The organism is Sinorhizobium fredii (assembly GCF_002944405.1).
In the GTDB taxonomy this organism is placed as follows: domain Bacteria; phylum Pseudomonadota; class Alphaproteobacteria; order Rhizobiales; family Rhizobiaceae; genus Sinorhizobium; species Sinorhizobium fredii_C.
Map to the genome: position 1 here is coordinate 3,106,437 of NZ_CP024307.1, position 22,237 is coordinate 3,128,673.

The following is a 22,237-nucleotide window of genomic DNA, read 5'->3' on the forward strand; positions in this document are numbered from 1 at the left end:
TCAAACGGTTAAGCTCTATCGACGCGCGCGGTACAGGGCGATGCGGTCCTGCATTCGAAAGCCCTGGATGATGGCCGGCATGAACCAGGGATTGCCCCGGTAAAGGGGGATGGACGCAGGCGGCCGGAAGTCGAACGCCGTGCGCGCTTGCGCGGCATGGCCCAGTAGCTTGTGAGCCGCGCGCGTTCCGATCCATGGCGCCCAGACGACGCCCGAACCGCAGAAACCGGTGGCATAGACCAAGCCGTCCTTCTCGAAGATGCGGGGCAGCATGTCCCGGTGCATCGCCACATTGCCAAACCAGGTGTGCGACAGGCGAACGTTCTCCAGTTCTGGGAAAAGGTTCACTAGGCCCCGACGCAGAAACAGCTTCGGCGCGGTTGGATCGCCGACGCGAGAGCTGTCGCGGCCTCCCAACAGAATGCGCTTTCCGTCGGGTGTCGGGCGGTAGTAGAACCCAAGTTGCCGGCCCTCGATCATCATCATCCGCTTCGGCATAAGCCGCGCCATCACTTCTGGCGCGAGCTCCTCGGTGACGATGATCCGGCTGCGAACCGGGACCAGCCGCCGGCGCAGGAAGGGAACCGCGCCGTCGGTATAGCCGTCAGTGCAGACCAGCACCTGGCGGGCCTGCACGGTGCCCGCCTCCGTCACCACACGAAACTCGGCCCCATCCCTCGCTACCGAAGTCACGCGCGTACCTGCGTGGACGGTCAGTCCCGAAGCCAACGCCACCCGCAGGAGTTCAGCGTGGAACTTGGCCGGGTGCAACCCACCGATATCCATCCGCGCCATGCCGCCGCGATAGAAGTCCGTGCCGATGTAATTGTGCTGTTCGGCGTACGGCACAGCATAGGCATCGATCCCCAGTCGCTTCGCCAGCACTTCGGCGCTCCGCGCGGTCTTCTCGTAATCGTCATAGCCGATTACGCCCTTGAACTGGCCAACCAGCTGAAAGTCGCAATCGAGCCCTTCGGTCCTGATGAAGTCGTAAAGAAATTCGCGGGCGATCTTGCCCTCGGCCTCGATTGCGATGGCCCTTTCTTCGCCGAAGCGCCGGGTAATCGTGGCGTAATCCGGCCGAATGCTTCCGCTGGTGATTCCGCCGTTGCGCGTCGAGGCTCCTTCGCCCGGGTTCATTGCATCGAAGGCCGCAACCGAACGGCCCTCGCGCGCCAGAACGAGACCCGCCGATAACCCGGTGTATCCGGCGCCAATGATCGCCACGTCGAGCTTTTTGGCCAGCGGCTGCCGCGGCAGCGGTCTGACCGGTGCCTCTTCCCACCAATAGGGCGTGTTCTTGTCTGCGATTCTAGAGTCTTCCATGGAACCGACTTCTCGTTGCGCTTGGCCAGGCCTTCTGCGATTACTGACAAAATGAGAGACGGGGTACGACCGCCGGCAACTACGGTTCGCACATCGCCCTTCGAAAACGATCGACGAGCGGGTACGGTCTTCCCCCTGATGTTGTGACCACGGCCCCGGGCTCGCATTCCCCTCAGGTGTGATCACCGCGAACATCGAGCGCATCGCGCAGCCCGTCGCCGATGAAGTTGAAGCTGGTTACGGCGATGGTAATGGCTGCACCGGGAATGATTGCCAGCCACGGTGCGCTCCCCAGATATTGCTGCGCGCCGTTCAGCATGTTGCCCCAGCTGGGCAGCGGCGGCTGAATTCCATAGCCGAGAAAGCTGATATAGGCCTCCATGAGGATGGCGCGGGCGACGGTCAGGGTGGCCGCGACGATGATCGGGCCCATCGCATTGGGAAGGATCTCGCGGAACATGATATGCGTTCCGCTCAACCCCAGCATGCGACCGGCCTGGACGAATTCGCGCTCGCGAAGGGAGCGGACCTCGGCCTCGACGATCCTGGCCACTTCCATCCAGCTGGTGGCTGCGATGACGACGGTGATCATCATCGGGCTGGGCTTCAGCGCTGCGGCAAGCGCCAGCACCAGGAAAATCGACGGGAATGACAGGAACCCATCCACCGTGCGCATCAGCGTCGTGCCGAGCCAGCCGCCCCGGTATCCCGCGAGCACGCCGACAAGGGTTCCGATCAGCGTCGACAACAGCATCGCGGAGAAACCGACCAGCAGGGAAACCCGCCCCGCCATGAACAGCCGCGCCGCCAAGTCCCGTCCCAGCGGATCGGTGCCCATATAGTGGTGGCCGGTGAAGGGCGGAGCAAAGCGGGCGCGCAGATCGATGTAGAGTGAATCATAGGGCAGCAGGTACGGGCCCAGGACGCACGCCAGCGTCAGGACGGCGATCATCACCATCCCGAGGAGGGCCAGATGGTGGTTCATGAAGCGGTGTGCCGTTCGGCTGTTCCACCAACGCTCCTGGCGTGAATTTGCGACAATGGCGGTCATAATGGTGGCCTCCTGTTGAGCGTCCATGAGGCGCTTAGCTCAGACGAATACGAGGATCGATGATGGCGACGACGATGTCGGCGATCAGGTTGCAAAGCACGACGAGGATGGCCGAGAACATGAGCAGTCCCATCACCACCGGGTAGTCGCTGTAGCCGAGGCTGTCGAGGAACAGCCGGCCCATCCCCGGCCAGGTAAACACCGTCTCGGTGACCAGAGCACCCGTCAGCACACTGGGAAGCTGCATCCCTGCCAGTGTGATCATTGGCAGCAGCGCATTGCCGACGACATGCTTCATCAAGATCCGGCGCTCGCTCAATCCCTTGGCACGGGCGGTCTTGACGAATTCCTGGCTGATAACATCAAGCGTCGCCGTTCGCATGTAACGGCTCCAGATGGCGACATGTACCAGCGCCAGCACGATGCTCGGCATGATCAGGTGATGGATATGGTTCAGAACCGAACCGTCGCCTATCGTGTACATGTTGCCGGCCGGCAACCAGCCGAGTCGGAGCGAAAACACATATATGCCGACAAGGCCGAACCAGAAAGTCGGGATCGACAGCGCCACCATCGCCCCGACCGTCGCCAGATAGTCGAAAACAGAATAGCGGTGCGTGGCGCCGCGGATGCCGATCCACGTGCCGATGGCGATCGCGATGACGGTAGATGAACCCATCAACAACAGCGTTGCAACAAGGTGGCGGCCAATCACATCCAAGACCGGCGCGCCGTCGCGGAAGGAGTGACCCCAGTCGCCCTGTACGAGGCGCCAGGCCCAGTCGAGATACTGCATCCACAGCGGGCGGTTGAGCCCCAGCTGCTCCTTCAGACGATTGAGATCATCCTGGGTCATGCTGGGATCAAGCCCGAATTGCGCCAACGGGCCGCCCGGAATGAGATTCAGGACGACGAACCCGATGACCGAAACGATCAGGAGCAGGACGAGGCTTTGTGAAAGGCGATTGAGCAGGAAGCCGCGCATTGGCTCTCCTCCTTCATGACAGCATCAATGGATATGCCGCCGCCGCAACTCGCGACGGCGGCAGCGTATGTCAGCTTTGCCAACGCCATCCGGCGGCATGCCAGGAGGCCGTGCGGGTGTTGGAATTGGGCTCCCACCCCTCGAGACCTTCCTTGCGACCGACGACATAGGTAGCGGCAAACAACGGCAGGAACGGCAGGTCCTCACGAACGATTTCCTGAATACGGGAGTAGATCTCGCGACGCGCCTCAGGATCGAAGGTTTGGGCACCTTTCTTGAGCAGCGCGTCAACTTCTGGATTGGAATACTGGCCGACATTCGAGCCTTTTCCGCCCTTGGCAGCAATTGCGCTGGTAGCGAGGCGGTTAGTGGCGTCCGGATCCGCCGCAATGAGATGGGTAACACCCGCGATCGCCGAGTCGAATTGCGACTTGAGCCAGAACTCACCAAACATCACGGCCGCCGGCAGATTGGATATCGTCATCTCGACGCCAATCTCCGCGAATGTCTGCTGCAGGAACTGCTGCACTTGTTCGCGCAGATTGTTGCCCGACGTCGTCGAATTGGCGAACGACAGCCGCACCCCATCCTTGGCACGTATTCCATCCGGCCCCGGAACCCAGCCCGCCTCGTCGAGGATCTGTCGCGCCCGGTCAAGGTTGAACTCCTGCGCCGGCAGGTTCGGATTGTAATAGTAGGACGTCCGTGGCATGAACGTCTCGGTGAGCGTGCCGACGCCGTAATAGATCGCGTCGATAATTGCTTTTCTGTCCATCGCGGCATAGAGCGCCTTGCGGACAGCCGGGTCCTTGAATTGCGGCTTCTCGAGATTGAGATAGATCGACTCGACTGATGCCCCAGATACCAGCGTCACCACACGGCCCGGCAATGTCTTAGCTTCATCATAGTGGTCGGCGGTGATGTATGCCTGGTCTGTAAGGTCGATGTCGCCGCTCTTGAATTGGGTATAGAGCACGGTCATGTCAGGGATGTACTTGAAGACGAGCCGCTCGACATAGGGGCCATCCCCAAAATATTGAGGGTTCGCGACCAGCTCGAGATGATCGCCCGCGACGCGCTGCGCCCATTTGAATGCACCGGTGCCGACAGGTGCCTGATTGAAGGCGGCAGCGTTGGGATCGGCCTCTTTCTCAAGAATGTGCTTGGGCACCATAAAGGTTTCGGTGAGGAACGACAGATAAGGGGCGAAAGCCTCCTCCATCCGCCAGGTAAGCTCAGTCGGCGAAACCACCGTGATATCTCGTACCAGTGAATGCCCGCCCGTGCGCCAGGCGCGGAAGTTCGGGTTGGTTATGAGCTCGAGAGTGAACTTCACATCCTCGGCGGTGAAGGGCTCGCCATCGTGCCAGCGAACGTCATCACGCAGGCGGACGCGCCACTTCAGACCGTCCTCCGAAATGCCGCCGTTCTGCTGTGTTGGCACTTCGGCGGCAAGATTGGGCTGAAGACCACCCTTCGGATCCATGCGGAAGAGGGCGTCGAATAGGGAAAAATGGACCGCATCGTCTACCTCGATATGGGCCATCAGCGGATGGAAGACGGTGGGTTCCTGCGAAAGCCCGACGACGACGCGACCGGTTGGGCTAGCAGTATCGGCAAAGGCAGGCTTGCCGAGCAGGTTGGGAGCGGCAAAGCACGCAATGCCGCCCGCTGCCATGAGGCGTAGCGCGTCGCGTCGAGAATAGCCCGATTTCGTTGTAGAATCTTTCGTCATGATATTTCCTCCCTAGTTGTATTTCGGCCGTAGCTCTCAAAAGTTAACGGCAATCGGTCGAGTGTGCCTCGGTCGCTCCCCGGGAATCGCCGCCACCAACTCGCGCGTGTAGGCCGATTGCGGGTCCAGAAAGATTTGAGATGGCGGGCCGCGCTCGACGATCTCCCCTTTCTGCATCACTGCGATTTCGTCGCAGATCTGGCTGGCGACGCGCAGATCATGGGTGATGAAGATCATCGAAACGCCGGTTTCCCGCTGGATCTGGTCTAGCAGCTTGAGGATCTGGGCCTGGATGGACACGTCGAGCGCAGAGACTGCCTCGTCGGCAACCAGCAGCTTGGGCTTGAACATCAAGGCCCGGGCGATGCCGATGCGCTGGCGTTGCCCACCGGAAAACTCGTGCGGATAACGTCCGAAAGCGCCGGCATCGAGACCGACATGGGCCAGCAACGCTCGCGCCTCCTCACGCGCCTGAGCATAAGGCATGCCGTGCGCGACGGGGCCTACGGTCAGGATTTGTCCAATGGTCGAACGCGGGTTGAGCGACGCGAAGGGATCCTGGAAAATCATCTGGATCCGCGGCCGCAGCGGACGAAATTCGGATTCCGAAAGCTTGGCGATGTCGCGGCCCTCGAACAGAATGCGACCGCCATCGCTGTCTTGCAGCTTGATCAGAAGCCGTCCCAGCGATGATTTGCCGGAGCCGCTTTCGCCGACAACACCGAGCGTGCGTCCTGCGGCCAGTTCGAACGAAACATCCTTGACAGCGGGCACGATACGCTGGCTGCCGAACAGGACGCTGCCGCTGCGATAGGTCTTGGACAATCCTTCAACCTTCAGGATCGTCTCGTTGCTCGCCTTCTCCTGAACTGCTCGATCCTTGCCCGTCAGGTGCGGGACGGCGGCGATCAGGCGCTGTGTATAGGGGTGGGTCGGGGATTTGAGAATCTGTTCGGCGGTACCTTGCTCGACAACGCGGCCCTTTTCCATCACCACGACACTGTCGGCGATCTCAGCCACGACACCGAAGTCATGGGTGATGAACATCACGCTCATGCCCTTGCGGCGCTGAATGTCACGGATCAGCTTCAGGATCTGCGCCTGTGTGGTGACATCGAGGGCCGTGGTCGGCTCGTCCGCGATCAGAACGGTGGGTTCGAGAGCGAGCGCCATGGCGATCATGACGCGCTGACGTTGCCCGCCCGACAGCCGGAACGGATACTGGTAGTACATGAGTTCCGGATCGGGCAACCCGACTTCCGTCAGCAGCTCGATGGCGCGATTGCGCCGCGACGCCTTGGTGCCCACGCCATGAGCCGTCAGAACTTCGGTAATCTGCTCGCCAACCGTCATCAGCGGGTTGAGCGCCGAAAGCGGATCCTGGAAAATCATCGATACGACGCGGCCGCGCAGTCCTCGCAGCTTCTTCGCCGGTGCGCCGATGATGGCTGTGCCATCGAGATGAATGGCGCCGGACGAGACCGGGATCAGCTTCGGCAAAAGCCCCATGATTGTGTTCGCCGTCACCGACTTGCCTGAGCCTGACTCGCCGATAATGCACAGAATCTGGCCCCGCTTGAGATCAAACGAGATGTTCTCGACGGCATGGGTCCGTTCCATGCCTTTCGGCAGGTCGACCGTCAGGCCACGCACCGAAAGCGCTGTGTCCTCTCCAGAAACAGCCTCTGTTCCAGCAGCCATCGAGATTCCTCCCTTTTCAACGGAGCCGTTACCTTGCAATTTTACTCGCGGTTATGCGCGCTTATGCGCCAATCGATCTGAAACAGGCGCAGCATGCACTCCCTGTACTTCAGCGCCCTCGCTACCAATTTTGGTTTGTCGCGCAATCAATATAAGATTGGTATTGCAATTGGTGTCAATATAGATCAATTTGGTTGGGGCAAAATAATTAGCGAGGACTCATGAGCGTGGTCTTGAAGGACTTCATCGAGGCGGAAGGTCTGGAGCCCGGGGATCGGTTACCGCCTGAGCGCGATCTGGCGGTTAAACTCGGGCTGCCCCGCACTGCACTTCGACGGATGCTTGCTTCTCTTGAGAAGGAGGGCCGCCTCATCAGGCACGTGGGCAGGGGGACCTTTATCGCTGGCAGCGGGGTTACCTCGACGGCCCTGCGTCGCCCGCCAGGCAGTACGGGAGATACGTTGCGCACCTATCCGGCCGAAGTCTTCGAGGCTCGGCTGATCATGGAGCCCAAGATCGCCGCCTTGGCGGCGTTACGGGCGACCAGCCAGGAAATCGACGAAATGCAGAAATCGATCGATCGGGGCAGCGCGGCGGAAACACTGGTCGAATTCGAGAAATGGGACGCCGTCTTTCACCGCATCATCGTCGGAGCCGCGCGCAACGGTCTTCTCGCCTCGCTCTATGAGGGCATTCACACAGTACGAGCGGGAAACCTCTGGGGGAAAATGAAGGAGCAGTCACTAACCCCTGAGCGCATGAAGGCCTATATCGCCAAGCATCAGGCCACTCTTGACGCCATCAAAGATCGCGACAGCAGAGAGGCCGAGCGAAACATGTACGACCACATCGTCGAAGCGAGAGCGAATATACTTGGCCCAAATACCTGAGCACCAGACAGCGATCCTGATTGAAGCGTGTTGCGGCGTCTTCACGTTGTGAGGATGGGGTTCCAATGCGATCCACGCGCCGCAAGGCCGCTCAAGACGCAGCATGGAAATCCTGTTGAATGGTGGCGAGAAGCCAAGATACAAATGGGTCGACCCCAGCCGACTTCTTTGCCAGCGCTGACCGGATGATGCCGTAATGTGAGCCATCTGACTGAAAGCCGAGTGGCGCGGCGAGGCGGCCTTTGCGGATATCGTCAAGGGCAATGATCTCGGGGCACATGGCCACACCCAGACCGCCGGCTGCCGCCTCCACCATCAGGAAATGATGGTCGAGAAAGCGCGTCGAGCGCGGCTTCGGCGCGTCGGGATTGGCGACGGTCCACTTCCGCCAAGCATCCGGCCGGGTGTTTGCGGCAAGCGCGACATAATCACCGGCCGCAAACCGATCCGTCATGGCGGGATGCATGACAGGACCGACTTGCTCTTCGATCAGCCGTTCGACCTGCCAGTTCGCATCGATGGCGAAATCCAGCCTGCGGATCGCGAGTGTGATACGGTCGCGCGCAAAATCGAAGCCCCCACCACCGACGGAGAGGTGAAGGTCGATCTCGGGATGGCGATCCTGGAACTCCGAGAGTCGCGGGATCAGCCAGCGCATGGCGATGGACCGTTCGCAGGAAACGACGATCGGTGGTGACGCGTCGACTTTGCGAATATCCTCCAACGCCGACGCAACGAGCGCCAGAGCGTTCGTCGTCGCCTGCGCGAGGCGCGTACCCTCTCCCGTAAGCCTCAGGCCGCGCCCATCGGGTTCCAGCAAACTCGTTTGGAGGTGTTCGGAAAGTTTGGATACGCGCCGGCTGACGGCACCATGCGTCAGGTTTAACTCAGACGCGGCCGCACGCACGGAACCCAGGCGGGCAACGACCTCAAAGGCCCGCAGATCATCGAGGGAAGGAAGGTCCGAACGCTTCATCGGTGACAACCTATCACCAATACACGTTAGATCATATCGATTTTTCTCTTATAACTTGGAGAGTAGCCTTGTGGTCATGGCAGAAACCATTGACCAGATCAAACACGTTGGCGTCGTCGCAGACGACCTAACAAGCGCGGCGGATGGGGCAATCGCTTTCCTGGAACGCGGCTATATCCCTCGTATATGCAGAATGGGATCGGAGAACACCCATGTCAGTCTCGTCTCCATCGACACCGGCAGTCGCACGCTCGGTGAAACCGATGCCGCGCATGTGACGCGCCAAGCGGTAACCAGGCTCGCAGACAGGCCGTTCCTGTATAAGACGATTGACTCCACTCTGCGGGGCCATATCCGCGTGGAAATTGCCGCCGCATTTGTGGCCAGCGGCCGAGCACGGTTGGTCGTCGCGCCTGCTTTTCCCGCTGCCGGGCGAACGACGATCGACGGGATTCAGTTGCTGCACGGCGAGCCGGTTGCCCAAACGGCGTACAGCCGCGACCCTGTCCATCCCGCCCACACGTCTCGCATCGAAGACTTGATCGAGCCCAGCCTCGGCCGCATCGCTAAAATTTCGGAGCACACCGAGGACGGCGAGATCGGGAAGGCCATTGGCAGCGCTCCGGTGGTCATCGTGGATGCATGCGACCAGGTGATGCTGAATCGTCGGGTTGCGGAGATCGCGAAACACGGCCCGGTGCTGTGGGTCGGCTCGCCGGGCATGGCGGAAGCGCTGGCGACGGTAGTCGAGCGGTGCACAGGCCGGCACACCTTCACGCCCGAAGCCACGCCGCGCCGTGTTCTCGTGCTTGTCGGCAGCGCAAACCCCGTCAGCCATTCCCAGTGCGACGCATTGGCCGCGACAGGTGCTTCAGTCGCAATGCGTGCGACGGATATCGACGAGGCAGCTTCTGTCGTCTGCATCCGTACACCACAGATCCGAACCAGCGACCCGGCGAAGCCTCTCGCCATACTGGTGGACGAGGCAGAGATCGCTTTATCCCGGCATCGATACGACGCCATCGTCGCAACGGGCGGAGAAACGATGCACGCCCTTTTGGAACGGCTCTCCATTCACGCTTTCGATTTGATCCGCGAACTCGAGCCCGGCTTTCCCCTCGGCTGCGCTCCTCTTGCCGATGGACGAATGATGCTGCTCGCCATGAAAGCAGGCGGATTCGGTTCCGCCATGACGCTGCACAATGCCGCCGAGGCCATCCGCCGAATTGGAAAGGAGCCCGCATGAACACCTCCCTGCCGCTCGCCGTCACCATGGGCGATCCATCCGGCATCGGGCCGGAGATCGTGGCAAAGACGATGCTTGCCCGCACCGACCTCCGTCGCAGTGTCGTCATTGGCGATCCGGCCGTGATGACGAAGGCCATCGCCAGCCTCGGCGGCGGTCTGCAATTGAACGAGATCCATGACATCGCCGACGCGAAGCCGGATGGCGCCCTGAATATCCTCGCCGCCTCCCGCATCGAAACCCCACCCGCACTCGGCAGGGTGAGCGCCACCAGCGGCCGTATGGCCTATGATGCCATCGTTGCGGCGATCGATCTCGCCAGGGCGGGCAAAGTCGCCGGGATCGTGACGGCGCCGATCCACAAGGAGGCGCTCGCCGCTGCGGGGCTTTCATACCCCGGCCACACGGAAATCCTCGCGGAAAAAGGTGGCGCCGGGCGGGTGGCGATGATGCTCGCCAATGACGATATTCGCACCGTTCTGGTGACGATCCACTGTTCGCTGGCAGACGCGATCCGCCGGGCGGACCTTCCCGCACAGATGTCCGCGATACGCCTCGCCCACCAGGGGGGTCGTGCGTTGGGAATCGCCCGCCCCCGCATCGCCGTTGCGGGGCTCAATCCGCATGCTGGCGAAGGTGGTCTCTTCGGAGACGAGGAAATCCGCATTATCGCGCCCGCCATCGCGGCCGCCCGCGCGGAAGGCATAGACGCCAGCGGCCCCTGGCCCGGCGATACGGTTTTCATGCAGGCGCGAAACGGCCGGTTCGACGTGGTCGTCGCGCAATATCACGACCAGGGACTTATCCCGGTCAAATATCTCGGTCTGGAAAGGGGCGTGAACATCACGCTCGGCCTGCCCTTCGTGCGCACAAGCCCCGACCACGGCACCGCCTTCGATATCGCCGGCCGTGGCATTGCCGATCCGAGAAGTCTCGAAACAGCGCTCGACTACGCCCGCCGACTGGCGAAGGCACCGTGCGACCAGGAGGATTGACATGACCCCGCTCGATTTCATCTTCATGCTGACCCGCAATGACCGGACGATCCCGGATGCGCTGGCGCAGCTTCCCCTGGTGCTTTCTGCGGGTGTCCGTCATATCGGCTTCAAGGATATCGGCCTGCCCTTTGAGGTGCTTTCCGAGCTTAACCGGGAAATCCGGGCCGCAGGCGCGAAGAGTTATCTCGAAGTGGTCTCACTCGACCGCGCCAGCGAAATCGAGTCGGTGCTCGCCGGCCTCACGCTCGGCGTTGACTATCTGCTTGGCGGCACCCATGTCGACGACGTCCTTCCCCTCCTCAAGGGAAGTGGTATCCGCTACTACCCCTTCCCCGGCCGCATCGCGGGCCATCCCAGCGTTCTGGAGGGTTCCCAAGCGGAGATCGTTGCAAGCGCAAAAGAGCTTGCCGCCCGCGAGGGCGTGCACGGCCTCGATCTCCTCGCCTATCGCGCCGATGTCGATGTCGCTGACCTCATCCGCGCCGTCTGCGACGCCGTCGCGAAGCCCGTCATCGTCGCAGGTTCGATCGACCGCGCCGAGCGCATCCACGCCGTCGTCAGCGGCCGGGCCGCCGGCTTTACGGTCGGCACCGCCGCTCTCGAAGGCCGCTTCCCTGCGGTCATTCCAGGCTTGACTCATCAGCTACTGGCGATCAACTCCATAAAGAACCAGGCGAAAGCGTTAGCCGCGCAATAATGGAGAATGCACGTGGCAGGCGCTCTGAGCATGCAAGTAGGATCCCCGTCTCGCCTCACGTCGACGGTTCGAGCCACCTCGCCATCGATGGTTTTCACGAACAGGGGCAGAAGTACCTACCCGAACCTAAGATAGCTGCGCGCGAGCCCGTTGTTCAAATGCCCGCCATTGCGGCCGGAGGCGCCCCAGCCGACCTTTTTCGCCTCCAGCACGGCGACCTTGGCGCGTGCCCTAGCGAGCTGCCGGGCGGCGCCGAGGCCGGTGAAGCCACCGCCGATCACCGCGACGTCGTAATAGCCATAGACGGGTGCGAAGGCCGGGGCGGTGTCGTGCCAGTAGGACAGGAATTTCATGGCGGTGCGCTTGCTCGCTGCCCTCAGCCCGGTCGTAGCAGGCGAAGTGTTGATGAGATTCTATGGCCGAAACAGGTTCGTCAGCGGCAGGTGCCTCTTCACGACCGGCGATTTCAGCACGACGAAGCTGAAATACTTGTCTATGCCGACCTCCAACTCGACCAGCCGCTCCATGATCTCTTGATATTCGCCGATCCCGGCGGTCACGAATTTCAGGAGGTAGTCGTAGCCGCCCGAGACCACATGGCATTCGATTAGTTGATCGATCTTCTCGACGGCGGCGAGGAAGCGTGTAAAGTCGATCTGCCGGTGGTTCTTCAGCGTCACCTCGGTGAACACCGTTAACGTCTGTCCCAACTTGCCGACATTGATCTGCGCCGAATAGCCCTCGATATAGCCCTCCGACTGCAGCTTCTTCACGCGCATGAGGCAGGGGCTCGGCGATAGATTCACCACCTCCGAAAGCTCCACATTTGTCATTCGGCCATGCTGCTGCAGCACGTGCAGGATCTTGATGTCGATCCGATCTAGTTTCATGGACCTAGCTTTCGCTGATGAGAATAGCGAGCGTATTCGGCTGCCGAGGCAGCCGACGTTACACCTGCGCAACGGCCTTCTTGAGCGCGCTTTCCATGGCTTCGAGGAACCGATCCACATGCTCCGCCTGGCAGATCAGTGGGGGACGCACCTTCAGCGTATCCTCGTTGGCGCCCGTAGTGCTGATGAGAACGCCATCGTCACGCATCAGGTTTACGATATCCAAAGCCATGGCTCGCCGGCTGGCCTCTCCCGCTCCATCCAACCCGATGTCGACGCCGAAGAACAGCCCGGCGTTTCGGACGCCGCGAATACCGGGGTGCAGCTTGGCAAGATGCTCCAACCCCACCCGCAGGCGCTCGCTCATGGCAAGCGCATGCTCGGGGATCCGATCCCGATGCAAAATAGTCAGGACGGCGTCGGCTGCCGCGATCCCGACAGTATTGCCACCGAAGGTGTTTGAATACCGGGCAGTAGCGCCAAAGCGATCCATCGGTGCCTTGCGGCCAACAACCGCGCCGATTGGAAATCCATTGCCCATGGGCTTGCCGAGGGTAACGAGGTCCGGAACAACTTCGTGTCGCTCAAAACCCCACATATGTGTGCCCGTCCGCCCGAATCCCGGCTGAACTTCATCGGCAATCACGAGGCCACCCGCCTCCTGCACCGCCTTGACTCCGCCGGCGATGAAACCAGGCGGGTCTACCCAGACGCCGTCGCTGGAGAAAATGCTGTCGATGAGGAGGGCCGCGACGCCAATGCCACGCCGATTCAAATCGGCGATAGCGGAGCGAACCTGTTCTTCAAAAAATTCCGCAGCTTGCCGGTCCGGCACGCCCGCGGGACCGTGCAGCGACACCATACGAACGGCAGGACTGAGCTTGATGGCGTCGCCCAGATTGGGCGACGCCATCGCCGTGGCCGCGCTGGTGCCGTGATAGGCATGGGAAGAGACAATCACGCCCTCGCTGCCGCTGGTCAGCCGGGCGATCCGGAGCGCCAGATCGTTCGACTCGCTACCCGTGCAGGTGAAGACAACGCGGTTCAGCTCCTCGGGAAAGGTGGCCACGAGCCGTTCGGCGTAATCGACAAGCCTCGGCTCGAGATAGCGGGTATTTGCGCTAATTCGGCTGGCTTGTTCCGCCATGGCAGCGTTGATCTCTGGATTGCAATGCCCAAGAGAGGGCACATTGTTATAGAAATCCAGATAGCGACGTCCGTCGGGGTCGTAGAGCCATATGCCCTCGCCGCGAACGAAATGTACCGGTCGGCGGTATTGGAGCCTGTAGGAGGCTCCGAGTACGCTGTCGCGCCGGGCGATCAGCTCAGATTCGCGGGGGGGAATTGTGGCTTCCCCGGGGGTAAAGCGGTTGGGCATGAGATCTGTGGACATAGCTTTGATCCTGCTTAAGTTTCCACCGCGAGAAGGTCGCGAGTTACCGTACTCATTCCAAGGCGAGTGACGAAACACTCGGAGTGCCTTCGGCAACGCCGAACTAAGGCACCGCGCGATGCACAGCCATCTCCGCCTCCCCGACGCCTAACGCCGATAGGATAGCGAGCCCGCGCTCGGCCCGGGCCACGTTCTTCTTGATATATGCTGCCTCGGCCGGAAACAGCCCGGCTCGCCAGTAGTTGATCAGGATGAGGGCGCTTTGCCGCGCCTGTATCAGCCCGACGAGCAGTTTTGCCTCAAGTGCGGAAAGCGGGCGCACCGAAGCATAACCAGCGATGAGATTTTCTGCGCCCCCCAGAGCCAAAGACGGGTCCGTCACGACGTGGCTTGCCGCAATCGCGAGATCCTGGATCCGTGGGCCCCAGCAACCGTCGCCGAAATCGATGAACGCGACTCCATTATCGGTCAGGAGCGCGTTGAACGGGCTGGGGTCATTGTGTGTGACCTGCCATGCTACCTCGCGCAGTTGCGGCTCGATAAGCTCGACATAATTGCGCATGGCAAGACGCACGGAATCTGCAACGGGTCCTGAAGGCAGATGCTCCTCCAGTTGCATCAGCCTCGGCCAACATCCGACATGCCAAAGGACCGGGCGGTGCATGGCGGGCAACTTCAGAGGCTCGAGAGCCAAACTGAGCCTGCCGAGCGCCGTGCCGACCCGGTAAAGGACGTCCGGAGTTGCGTTCGCCTGGTGCAGCGGCACCCCCGGAAGTCGGGTCTGCAGGTAGCCGCAAATCTCCTTCTCTTCGAACATGAGCGTACCGCCGCTGGTACGCACAATGTGAGGTGCTGCAAAACCGGAAGCGCCTTCCAGCCCTGCGAGGGCCGCAACCTGGAAGCGGAAACTGTCTCTTCCTTCCGGCCGCGCTGACGTTTTGAGGATCAACCGACCGCCGTTGGACAGGGTGACGTCCGCGGTACACTCGACTTCCGAGGACAGGACCATGATCGTTCCCGTCAGACCGTAGTGGCGTAGTAGCAGCTCACCCGACACGCGCGCTTCCGCCGCGCTTGGCTTTGTCGTCAGAATAGCGGCGGCGGCCCGAAAATACACTTCAGTGAAAGGCATGCCGACCGACTGGGTGCCGTCGAGATGACCCTCGCCGTCGTCCGGAAGCGCATCGTTACAAGCATCCAAGATTGAGACCTCGCACTGTTTGGAGCGGCATGCTCTGCGGCATCCGAGAAGCGACCGTCGAGATGGCATCCATTCCGCGACACCCAGCCCTGATAAGGTCGGGCGATTTCTGCTGAAGGCGGGCGGACCACCGTCCCGCCTTCAGCACGATTGTCTCGGTCCCAGCTCTGGGAATTACCTCGCTCGCGCTGGGCCCGTGATGCCACCGCCGAACATGGCGGCACCGTAATGGTCCTTCTCGACCCCTCGACACTCCGGCAAACCGAGGTTCGTTATCGGGCCGCTGGAAGAGAGGTTTTCAGATGTAATTCAGGCTTCCTCAGAGCCCGACAACGCCTGGCAATTCCGAGATGCCGGCGATCTCGGTATAACCGTAATAGGGATTGGCCGGCTCGTGACCGCGATTGACCCAAACCTTATTCTTGATCCCGAGGTCATGAGCGGACATCAGATCGTAGCGGAACGAGGAGGAGCAATGCAGTATGTCCTCCGGACCGCAGCCAAGCATGTCGAGCATATATTCGAAGGCCCGGAAGTGCGGCTTGTAGGCCTGAGCCTCTTCGGCGGTGTAAACGGCGTGGAAAGGCGCGCCGAGCTTCTCGACGTTGGACATGATCTGCGAGTTCATTGCATTTGACAGGATGACCAGCGGAATCTCCTTGGCCACCTTGGCAAGCCCAGCCGGAACGTCCGGATGCGGCCCCCAGGTGGGAACGCGTTCGTATACCATCTGGGCGTCTTCGTCCTTGAAGTCGACGCCGTTGCGTTTGCAGGTCCTCGCCAGTGCGTTATGGACCACCTCCGCATAGGGCTTCCAGGCGGCCATGACTTCATCGAGTCGGTACGCCGAGAAGTCCGCGATGAATTGCAGCATCTTCTGCTCGCTCATGCGGTCGCCGTAAAGATCGCGTGCCGCCTCCGCCATCTGAAAGTTGATCAGCGTGCCGTGGCAGTCGAAGGTGATGTATTTTGGGCGGAAAGTGGTCATGCGCTTCGTCCTTATTTTGGCGGGGATCTGTTTCCGTATGAACAATCATAAGTCCGCCTCAGCCGCTGTACCGTCCGGATTCCCCGGCTCGTCAGCAGAAAATTCTGGACCAAATGTCAGGTTGGCTCTTTCGATTGCGCGGGGACGGTGATCCCTGCCGCCGAGGCGCCGAGGGCGGAGCCTCCAAGGGACAACAACAACCCGCTTTTCAGCACCTGCCGCAAACTCTTCGTCAAGCGCTCGCTCGGCTCCGGCTATGCCGGCATCGACAACACGCTGTTCTACCAGGATGGCACGACAATGCTCGTCGCGACGCCAAGAAGGTCACCTAGGAGATCGTCAAGGCGTCGATCCTCGGAGGTGCGGGCTCCAGCCCCGTGGCTGTGCTCCAAGGCGCCTCGAGTAATCCTCATAACCGCTTCAGAATGGCTTCTGATGCCTTCTCCGCGATCATGATCACCGGCGAGTTCGTATTGCCGGAGACAATCGTCGGCATGATGGAGGCGTCGATGACACGCAATCGGCCGATGCCGTGCACGCGCAGCTTCGGGTCCACCACTGCCATAGGGTCACTCCCCATCTTGCACGTGCCTACCGGGTGAAAGATGGTTGTCGCAATGTCGCCTGCGCGGCGGATCAAATCCTCGTCGCTGTCGTGCTCGCGGCCGGGAAGCACTTCCTGCGGTCGGAATTGCGCAAGCGCCTTCGTTTCCATGAGGCTTCGGGCGTGGCGGATGGACTTCGCCGCGAGTAATCGGTCGCCGGCGGTGGAGAGATAATTTGGGCATATTTCAGGTGGCCGTGCCGCATCACGCGCGGTGACATGCGCTGTGCCGCGGCTCTCCGGCCGGAGATTGCAGACGGACACCGTAACGGCGGGATAGCGGTGCAACGGCTCACCGAGCCGGTCCGTACTAAGCGGCTGAACGTGATACTCGAGATCGGCCGTCGCGACGGCCGGATCGCTCTTGGCGAAGATCCCGAGTTGGCTCGGCGCCATGGAGAGCGGGCCGGATCGGCTGATGGCATATTGCAGACCCATGCCGACCCGGCTGAAGACGTTGTGATAGAGCTGATTTAGCGTACGCGCGCCTTCAATCCTGAAGACTGTGCGTATCTGCAGGTGATCCTGAAGGTTCTCGCCGACGCCCTGAAGTTCGTGGTGGACGGGAATGCCAAGGGTGGACAGCAGGTCCGGCCGACCGACGCCCGACAGCTCCAGGATTTTCGGCGAGTTGATGGCGCCAGCCGACAACACCACTTCGCGTGATGCATGAGCGATCCAGAGGCCGCTGCCAAGGCGGAAACGCACGCCGGTGACCATCTTGCCGTCAAACTCCAGCCGTTCGGTCTCGGCCCCGGTCAGGACGCGCAAATTCTTTCGTTTCATTGCCGGCCGCAGGAAGGCTTTCGTTGTGTTCCAGCGCACGCCGCCGCGCTGGTTGACTTCGAAATAGCCGGAACCCTCGTTGTCGCCGCCGTTGAAATCATCTGTCTTCGGGATGCCGAGCTCTTCCGCCGCATCGCGGAAGGCATCGAGGATCGGCCAAGAGAGGCGCTGGCGCTCGACGCGCCACTCGCCGCCCGTCCCGTGCATGGCGGACTTGCCGCGGTAACTGTCCTCCGACTTCAGGAAATAGGGCAGCACGTCGTCCCAGCCCCAGCCCACATTGCCCGCCCGCCGCCAGCCGTCATAGTCGGCAGCCTGCCCGCGCATGTAGATCATGCCGTTGATCGACGAGCAGCCGCCGAGCACCTTGCCGCGCGGATAGTTCAGCGCGCGGCCGTTGAGGCCGGCTTCCGCGGCCGTCTTCATCATCCAGTCGGTGCGCGGATTGCCCATGCAGTAGAGATAGCCGATCGGCACATGGACCCAATGGTAGCGGTCGCTGCCGCCTGCTTCGAGCAGCAACACTCGATTCTTGGGATCGGCCGAGAGCCGGTTTGCGAGAACGCAGCCAGCCGAACCGGCACCGACGATAATGAAGTCATATATGCCTTCGTCGGCCGGCATTTCAGTGTCATGCACGGTCATGCTGCAACTCCCGTCTCCCGGCCTGTGGTTGCCGAAAGCCGCCGCCAAAGCGGGGTCATCGCCTCCGCTATGTCCCTGTAGAGCGCATAGCGGCGATGATAGTGCGCGGCGAGCACGCTATTCGGTCTGTAGTGCCGGTCGACACGTACCATGGTAGCCGCGCCCTCTGTGAAATCGGCGAAGAGGCCGACGCCCGCCCCCGCCGCGATCGCCGCACCCAGCGCGCCCGTTTCCCGCGAGACGGAGACGGAGACGGGAACGCCGAGCAAATCGGCAAAGATCTGCGGCCAGAGGCGGCTGCGCGATCCGCCGCCAGAGAGCACTGCCTCGTCGAAGGACGCGCCTGCCTTGCGGATCGTCTCTATATGCTGGCGATGACCGAAGGCAACGCCTTCGAGCAGGGCACGGATTAGATGTCCCTTGGTGTGCCAGCCGGCAATTCCGTAGAAGCCCGCCCGCGCGTGGCCGTCCCGCTGGGCGCCGTAGAGATAGGGGTGGTAGAGCGGATCATCCGCCGCAGGCTCGACGGCAGCCGCCAGCGCGCAGCAGGCGTCGAAGGGCGTGAGGCTCTCCGCATGCTGCCCCTCGAAGAACTCGCGCACAAGCCATTCGAGATTGGCTGCCGAGGTAGCGCTGTTTTCCATCGCCATGTAGCGGGTGCGATCGAAGGTCGAGGACATGAAGACGGGGCCATCGAGGTCGGGACCGTCGATGATGACCTGGTTGATGCTCCAGGTGCCGGCGATGATCGAGGCACTGCCGGTGCGCGATACGCCCGAGCCAAGCGCCGAGGCGACGACGTCGAACAGCCCGCCGATCACCGGCGTGCCCGCGGCAAGACCGGTCTCTCTCGCCACCGCCTCCGTCACCATGCCGGCGATGTCGGTGCTTTCGATAAGTGGCGGCAGGAGGTCCATGCAATCAGCCAGGCCATAGGCCTCCATCAGCGTTCTGTCATAGCGGCGCGCTGCGAGATCGAGCAGGCCGGCGCCCGACATGTCCGAGACTTCGCTGACGCGGCTGCCGGTCAGGCGGTTGACGACGAAATCCTTGGAGAAGAACACCGTGCCGATGCGCTTGAAGACCTCCGGCCTGTGGCGCTTCAGCCAGGCGAGGAGGGTCGGCGTCTGCGAGGACCAGGGACGCTGACGCGCGATCGGATAGGTCTGCTCGCCGACCCCTTCGGCGGCCCATTCCTCGACGAGGTCGGTCGCCCTCGTATCCAGTGACTGGATGCCGAGCAGCGGCTCGCCGTACTTGTCCAGCGCGTAAAGCCCATTGCCGTGACCGGCGCAGCCGATCGCGGCGATGTCGCTCGCCGCAATCCCCGCGTTGTCGAGGCAGGCGCGAATGACGCGCTTGGCATTGGCCCAGAGCTCGCTGAGATCGCGTTCGACATGCCCGGGGCACGGCATGCGGCTATGCCCCTCCTCCCCGGCCTGCGCCAGCTCCCGGCCCGTCCGATCGAAGATCACCGCTTTGATGACGGTGTTGCCAGCGTCGAGCCCTAACAGATAGTTTTGCATTCTGAGCCCCTCCCTAGGTCTGTGCCGCGCCTCACCCTTGCTGATAGAGTGCGAAGGCCTCCTCACCGCTCGCGTCCTCATGAACGATTGCCATCAGCCCGCGCACCACGGCGCTCGGTTTGGCGTGCTGGTAGATGTTGCGCCCATAGACCATGCCCATAGCACCCTGCCGCATCAAGGCGGCAGACTTGTCGAAGACGGCGCGAAGGTCTTCCTTGCCGCCGCCGCGCACGAGCACCGGGCAGCGCGCCGCTTCGACTACACGATGGAAATCCTCCGGATTCGTCGTCGGGTCAGCCTTGATGATGTCCGCGCCCATCTCGCGGGCAAGCCGCGTCAGCGTGACGATCTTGTCGGCGTCGCCGTCGACCATGTAGCCGCCGCGTTCGGTTACCGGCTGCATGACGAGTGGTTCAATCATCAGCGGCATGCCGTACTCTTCGCAGTCTGCCCGCACGCGCGAAATGTTCTGGACGCATTGGCGGAACAGATCGGGCTCATCCGGCAGCATGAAGAGATTGACCACCACGCAGGCGGCATCCATCTGCAATGCGCCGATCAGCGGTTCGGTCTCGTTCTGCAACACCGCCCACATGTCGCGATGGCGGATGCGGTTATAGGGATTGCCCATGTCGATGCGCATGACGAGAGCCGGCTTGTCCTTGCCGGGAAGGTCCTGCAACAGGTCGGCCTGGCCGTGGTTCATCTGGATCGCGTCAGGTCTGGCATCGACCAGCGCCTTTACGACGGCTGGCATATTCTCCAGGCCATCGAGAAAGGACGGCTCGTTGCACACGCCGTGATCGATCGCCACGTCCAGGCAACGGCCGTCGCCGAACAGTCGGTTCACCCGGACCTTGCGGTTGTGTCGCATAATTCACTCCTTTGTTCGTTCCTTGCGGAAAGGGTTGCCTCCGCGACGCCGTGGCGCTCGCGCATGAGGGTGAGAAAACGGCTGTGCTCCTCGGCCTTGCGCGGCGCCGGCCAGCCCTTTTCGGCTGCAAGCAGGTCGAGCGCGGCCTCGGCCATGTCGAGGGAAAGCTCACCGGTGATGGCGAGTGTCGTGCGTCGGAAGAGCAGATCGTCCAGATGCTCGACCGCCTCCGTGCGGATGAGATGCAGGAGCTCCCGGGCGCTGTAGCCGGCATGGGGCAAGCGGTGGTCCGGCCCCGCCGCGGCGAAGCGGGCGACGTCTTCCGCGTCTGTGCCGTAGCGCTCGAAAAGCGTTGCGGCGCGATCGGGGGGAAGGCCTGTCGAGTCCGACAGGTCCCGGATCCAGCCGTTACGGTTTTCTGGAAATGCGCGTCCGCCGCCGAAAGTGCGATCTGCCGTGTCGACGCAGCGGCTATGGCCGAGCCGTTCCAGCGCCATGTCGGCGGCCAGTTCGCCGAAGGATCGGAAAGTCGTCCACTTGCCGCCGATCATGCAGAGCACCGGCGGCCCGCCGTCGCGCGCTTCGAGCAGGGTGCAGAAATGGTCGCGTGGAATGCGGCCGGTGAAGCTGTCGTTGCTCGCCGGCAGCGGGCGTACGCCGGCAAACTGAAAGACAATTTCTTCCGGTCGGATGCGCACGCCCGGCAGCACGAAGGCAAGCGATTGCAGGATATAGTCCCGCTCATCGGCTTCGCACCGCGCAGCATCGGGATCGTCGACGCGGATATCCGTCGAGCCGACCAGCACCTTCCCGAGATAGGGAAACAGAATGCAAATGCGTCCGTCCTCGTTCTCGTAGTAGATCATGTGCCCGTCGAGCATGTCGTGGAGCGCAGGATTGTCGATGATCAGATGCGAGCCTTTCGTGCCACCCATAAGCGGCGCGGGTCGGTCGCCTGCAGGAAACAGTGTAGCGTTTGCCATGTCGATCCAGCCGCCGGTGGCGTTGATGACCAGCCGCGGCCGTATCGCGAGTCTTTCGCCGGAAAGGCTGTCATGCAGCAGGAATTCCCCGGCATCGGCCTGCTCCATCGTCGCGTAGTTCAGGGCACAAGCATTCGCCCCGGCGGACAGAGCGTCGCGCAACAGCTCGACGCCGATTCGCTCGGGATGACTGACCCAGGCATCGTAATAGGTCGCGGAGCTTAGAACTGCCGAATTGAGCGCCGGCCATTTTTCCAGCGTCGCCTTGCGGCCGCGGAACTGGTGGCGCGGCATCAGCGCACGCTTGCGCGTCAAGAAATCGTATATGCCGAGACCGGCCTTAACGGCGACGGTACCTCGACGGCTGGGGCGGCGGGTGAGACCGAGAAAGCGCACGATGCCGTTGGCAAGACCGGAGAAGACATCGAAGATCGGCACCGTAGTCGGCAGCGGAGCGACATAGTGGGGGGCGTTACGCAGCAGCCGGTCGCGCTCAACGAGCGACTCCCGCACCAGGCTGAACTCACCATTCTCTAGATAGCGCAGACCGCCGTGGACCATGCGCGACAGCGCAGCGCTTGCTCCGGAGCAATAGTCCCCCTTCTCGACCAGCAGCACGCTCGCGCCCTGCAGCGCCAGCTCGCGGAAAACGCTGATCCCGTTGATACCGCCGCCAAGGACGCACACGTCCACCTTCGGGCTTTGGCGAAGCCCGTCCAAAGTCTCTTTTCGGTTCATATGA

18 protein-coding genes and 2 pseudogenes are annotated in these 22,237 nt (G+C 61.9%); 5 read left to right on the forward strand and 15 right to left on the reverse strand.

What is annotated here, in order from left to right:
* Positions 1–15 precede the first annotated feature (15 nt).
* From NXT3_RS15275 to NXT3_RS15295, 5 genes are all read right to left on the reverse strand, one after another.
* Positions 16–1,326 (reverse strand): NAD(P)/FAD-dependent oxidoreductase, encoded by a 1,311-nt coding sequence (locus NXT3_RS15275; RefSeq protein WP_097527110.1) that lies wholly within the window; start codon positions 1,324–1,326, stop codon positions 16–18.
* Positions 1,327–1,498: 172 nt separating this feature from the next.
* Positions 1,499–2,377, reverse strand: coding sequence for an ABC transporter permease (locus NXT3_RS15280; RefSeq protein WP_037426696.1), 879 nt, complete (start codon positions 2,375–2,377; stop codon positions 1,499–1,501).
* A gap of 34 nt (positions 2,378–2,411) precedes the next feature.
* Positions 2,412–3,362, reverse strand: coding sequence for an ABC transporter permease (locus NXT3_RS15285; protein ID WP_037426694.1), 951 nt, complete (start codon positions 3,360–3,362; stop codon positions 2,412–2,414).
* A 70-nt stretch (positions 3,363–3,432) separates the two neighbouring features.
* On the reverse strand, positions 3,433–5,097 hold the full coding sequence (locus NXT3_RS15290) for a peptide ABC transporter substrate-binding protein (protein WP_104839619.1): 1,665 nt from the start codon (positions 5,095–5,097) through the stop codon (positions 3,433–3,435).
* A gap of 36 nt (positions 5,098–5,133) precedes the next feature.
* Positions 5,134–6,798, reverse strand: a complete 1,665-nt coding sequence (locus NXT3_RS15295; RefSeq protein ID WP_104839620.1) for an ABC transporter ATP-binding protein — start codon at positions 6,796–6,798, stop codon at positions 5,134–5,136.
* Between the two features lie 221 nt (positions 6,799–7,019).
* Between NXT3_RS15295 and NXT3_RS15300 the strand changes: the two genes are divergently transcribed.
* Positions 7,020–7,688, forward strand: coding sequence for a FadR/GntR family transcriptional regulator (locus tag NXT3_RS15300; protein ID WP_037426681.1), 669 nt, complete (start codon positions 7,020–7,022; stop codon positions 7,686–7,688).
* A gap of 91 nt (positions 7,689–7,779) precedes the next feature.
* Here the strand turns inward: NXT3_RS15300 and NXT3_RS15305 are convergent, their stop codons facing one another.
* Positions 7,780–8,664, reverse strand: a complete 885-nt coding sequence (locus NXT3_RS15305; RefSeq protein ID WP_199773294.1) for a LysR substrate-binding domain-containing protein — start codon at positions 8,662–8,664, stop codon at positions 7,780–7,782.
* A gap of 76 nt (positions 8,665–8,740) precedes the next feature.
* Between NXT3_RS15305 and NXT3_RS15310 the strand changes: the two genes are divergently transcribed.
* The 3 genes from NXT3_RS15310 to NXT3_RS15320 are packed head-to-tail and all read left to right on the forward strand — an operon-like array spanning position 8,741 to position 11,605.
* Entirely contained in the window at positions 8,741–9,910 is a 1,170-nt protein-coding gene (locus tag NXT3_RS15310) for a four-carbon acid sugar kinase family protein (protein WP_104839622.1), read from the forward strand.
* Positions 9,907–10,905: a 4-hydroxythreonine-4-phosphate dehydrogenase PdxA gene (gene pdxA / locus NXT3_RS15315; protein WP_104839623.1), complete on the forward strand. Its 999-nt coding sequence runs from the start codon at positions 9,907–9,909 to the stop codon at positions 10,903–10,905. Before NXT3_RS15310 ends, pdxA begins: the two co-directional genes overlap by 4 nt.
* Position 10,906: 1 nt before the next feature.
* Positions 10,907–11,605 carry a beta/alpha barrel domain-containing protein gene (locus NXT3_RS15320; RefSeq protein WP_104839624.1) on the forward strand — a complete coding sequence of 233 codons (699 nt, stop codon included), beginning with the start codon at positions 10,907–10,909 and terminating at the stop codon, positions 11,603–11,605.
* Between the two features lie 128 nt (positions 11,606–11,733).
* On the opposite strand, the pseudogene NXT3_RS15325 reads toward NXT3_RS15320, so the two are convergent.
* The 5 genes and pseudogenes from NXT3_RS15325 to NXT3_RS15345 form a co-directional block, all read right to left on the reverse strand.
* Positions 11,734–11,958, reverse strand: a pseudogene (locus tag NXT3_RS15325) (FAD-dependent oxidoreductase); the annotation flags it as partial.
* 60 nt (positions 11,959–12,018) lie between these two features.
* Positions 12,019–12,495, reverse strand: a complete 477-nt coding sequence (locus NXT3_RS15330) for an Lrp/AsnC family transcriptional regulator (RefSeq protein ID WP_097537828.1) — start codon at positions 12,493–12,495, stop codon at positions 12,019–12,021.
* A 58-nt stretch (positions 12,496–12,553) separates the two neighbouring features.
* Positions 12,554–13,888, reverse strand: a complete 1,335-nt coding sequence (locus NXT3_RS15335) for an aspartate aminotransferase family protein (RefSeq protein WP_037426666.1) — start codon at positions 13,886–13,888, stop codon at positions 12,554–12,556.
* 103 nt (positions 13,889–13,991) lie between these two features.
* Positions 13,992–15,020, reverse strand: a complete 1,029-nt coding sequence (locus tag NXT3_RS15340) for a phosphotransferase enzyme family protein (RefSeq protein ID WP_234828052.1) — start codon at positions 15,018–15,020, stop codon at positions 13,992–13,994.
* Between the two features lie 388 nt (positions 15,021–15,408).
* Positions 15,409–16,077: a haloacid dehalogenase type II gene (locus NXT3_RS15345; protein ID WP_104839625.1), complete on the reverse strand. Its 669-nt coding sequence runs from the start codon at positions 16,075–16,077 to the stop codon at positions 15,409–15,411.
* A gap of 225 nt (positions 16,078–16,302) precedes the next feature.
* Here NXT3_RS15345 and NXT3_RS32410 point away from each other — a divergent pair.
* Positions 16,303–16,409: pseudogene (locus tag NXT3_RS32410) on the forward strand (NAD(P)(+) transhydrogenase (Re/Si-specific) subunit beta); the annotation flags it as partial.
* A gap of 77 nt (positions 16,410–16,486) precedes the next feature.
* Here NXT3_RS32410 and NXT3_RS15350 read toward each other — a convergent pair.
* From NXT3_RS15350 to NXT3_RS15365, 4 genes are read right to left on the reverse strand one after another with little or no spacing between them, the layout of a single operon-like run.
* Positions 16,487–18,091, reverse strand: a complete 1,605-nt coding sequence (locus tag NXT3_RS15350; protein ID WP_423827997.1) for a GMC family oxidoreductase — start codon at positions 18,089–18,091, stop codon at positions 16,487–16,489.
* Positions 18,092–18,108: 17 nt separating this feature from the next.
* Positions 18,109–19,638, reverse strand: coding sequence for an FGGY-family carbohydrate kinase (locus tag NXT3_RS15355; protein WP_104839626.1), 1,530 nt, complete (start codon positions 19,636–19,638; stop codon positions 18,109–18,111).
* 31 nt (positions 19,639–19,669) lie between these two features.
* The gene (locus NXT3_RS15360; RefSeq protein WP_104839627.1) at positions 19,670–20,512 is read right to left on the reverse strand and encodes a class I fructose-bisphosphate aldolase; all 843 of its coding nucleotides are present in this window, start codon (positions 20,510–20,512) and stop codon (positions 19,670–19,672) included.
* Entirely contained in the window at positions 20,485–22,233 is a 1,749-nt protein-coding gene (locus NXT3_RS15365; RefSeq protein WP_104839628.1) for a glycerol-3-phosphate dehydrogenase/oxidase, read from the reverse strand. The genes NXT3_RS15360 and NXT3_RS15365 overlap by 28 nt, the downstream gene beginning before the upstream one ends.
* Positions 22,234–22,237: the final 4 nt, after the last annotated feature.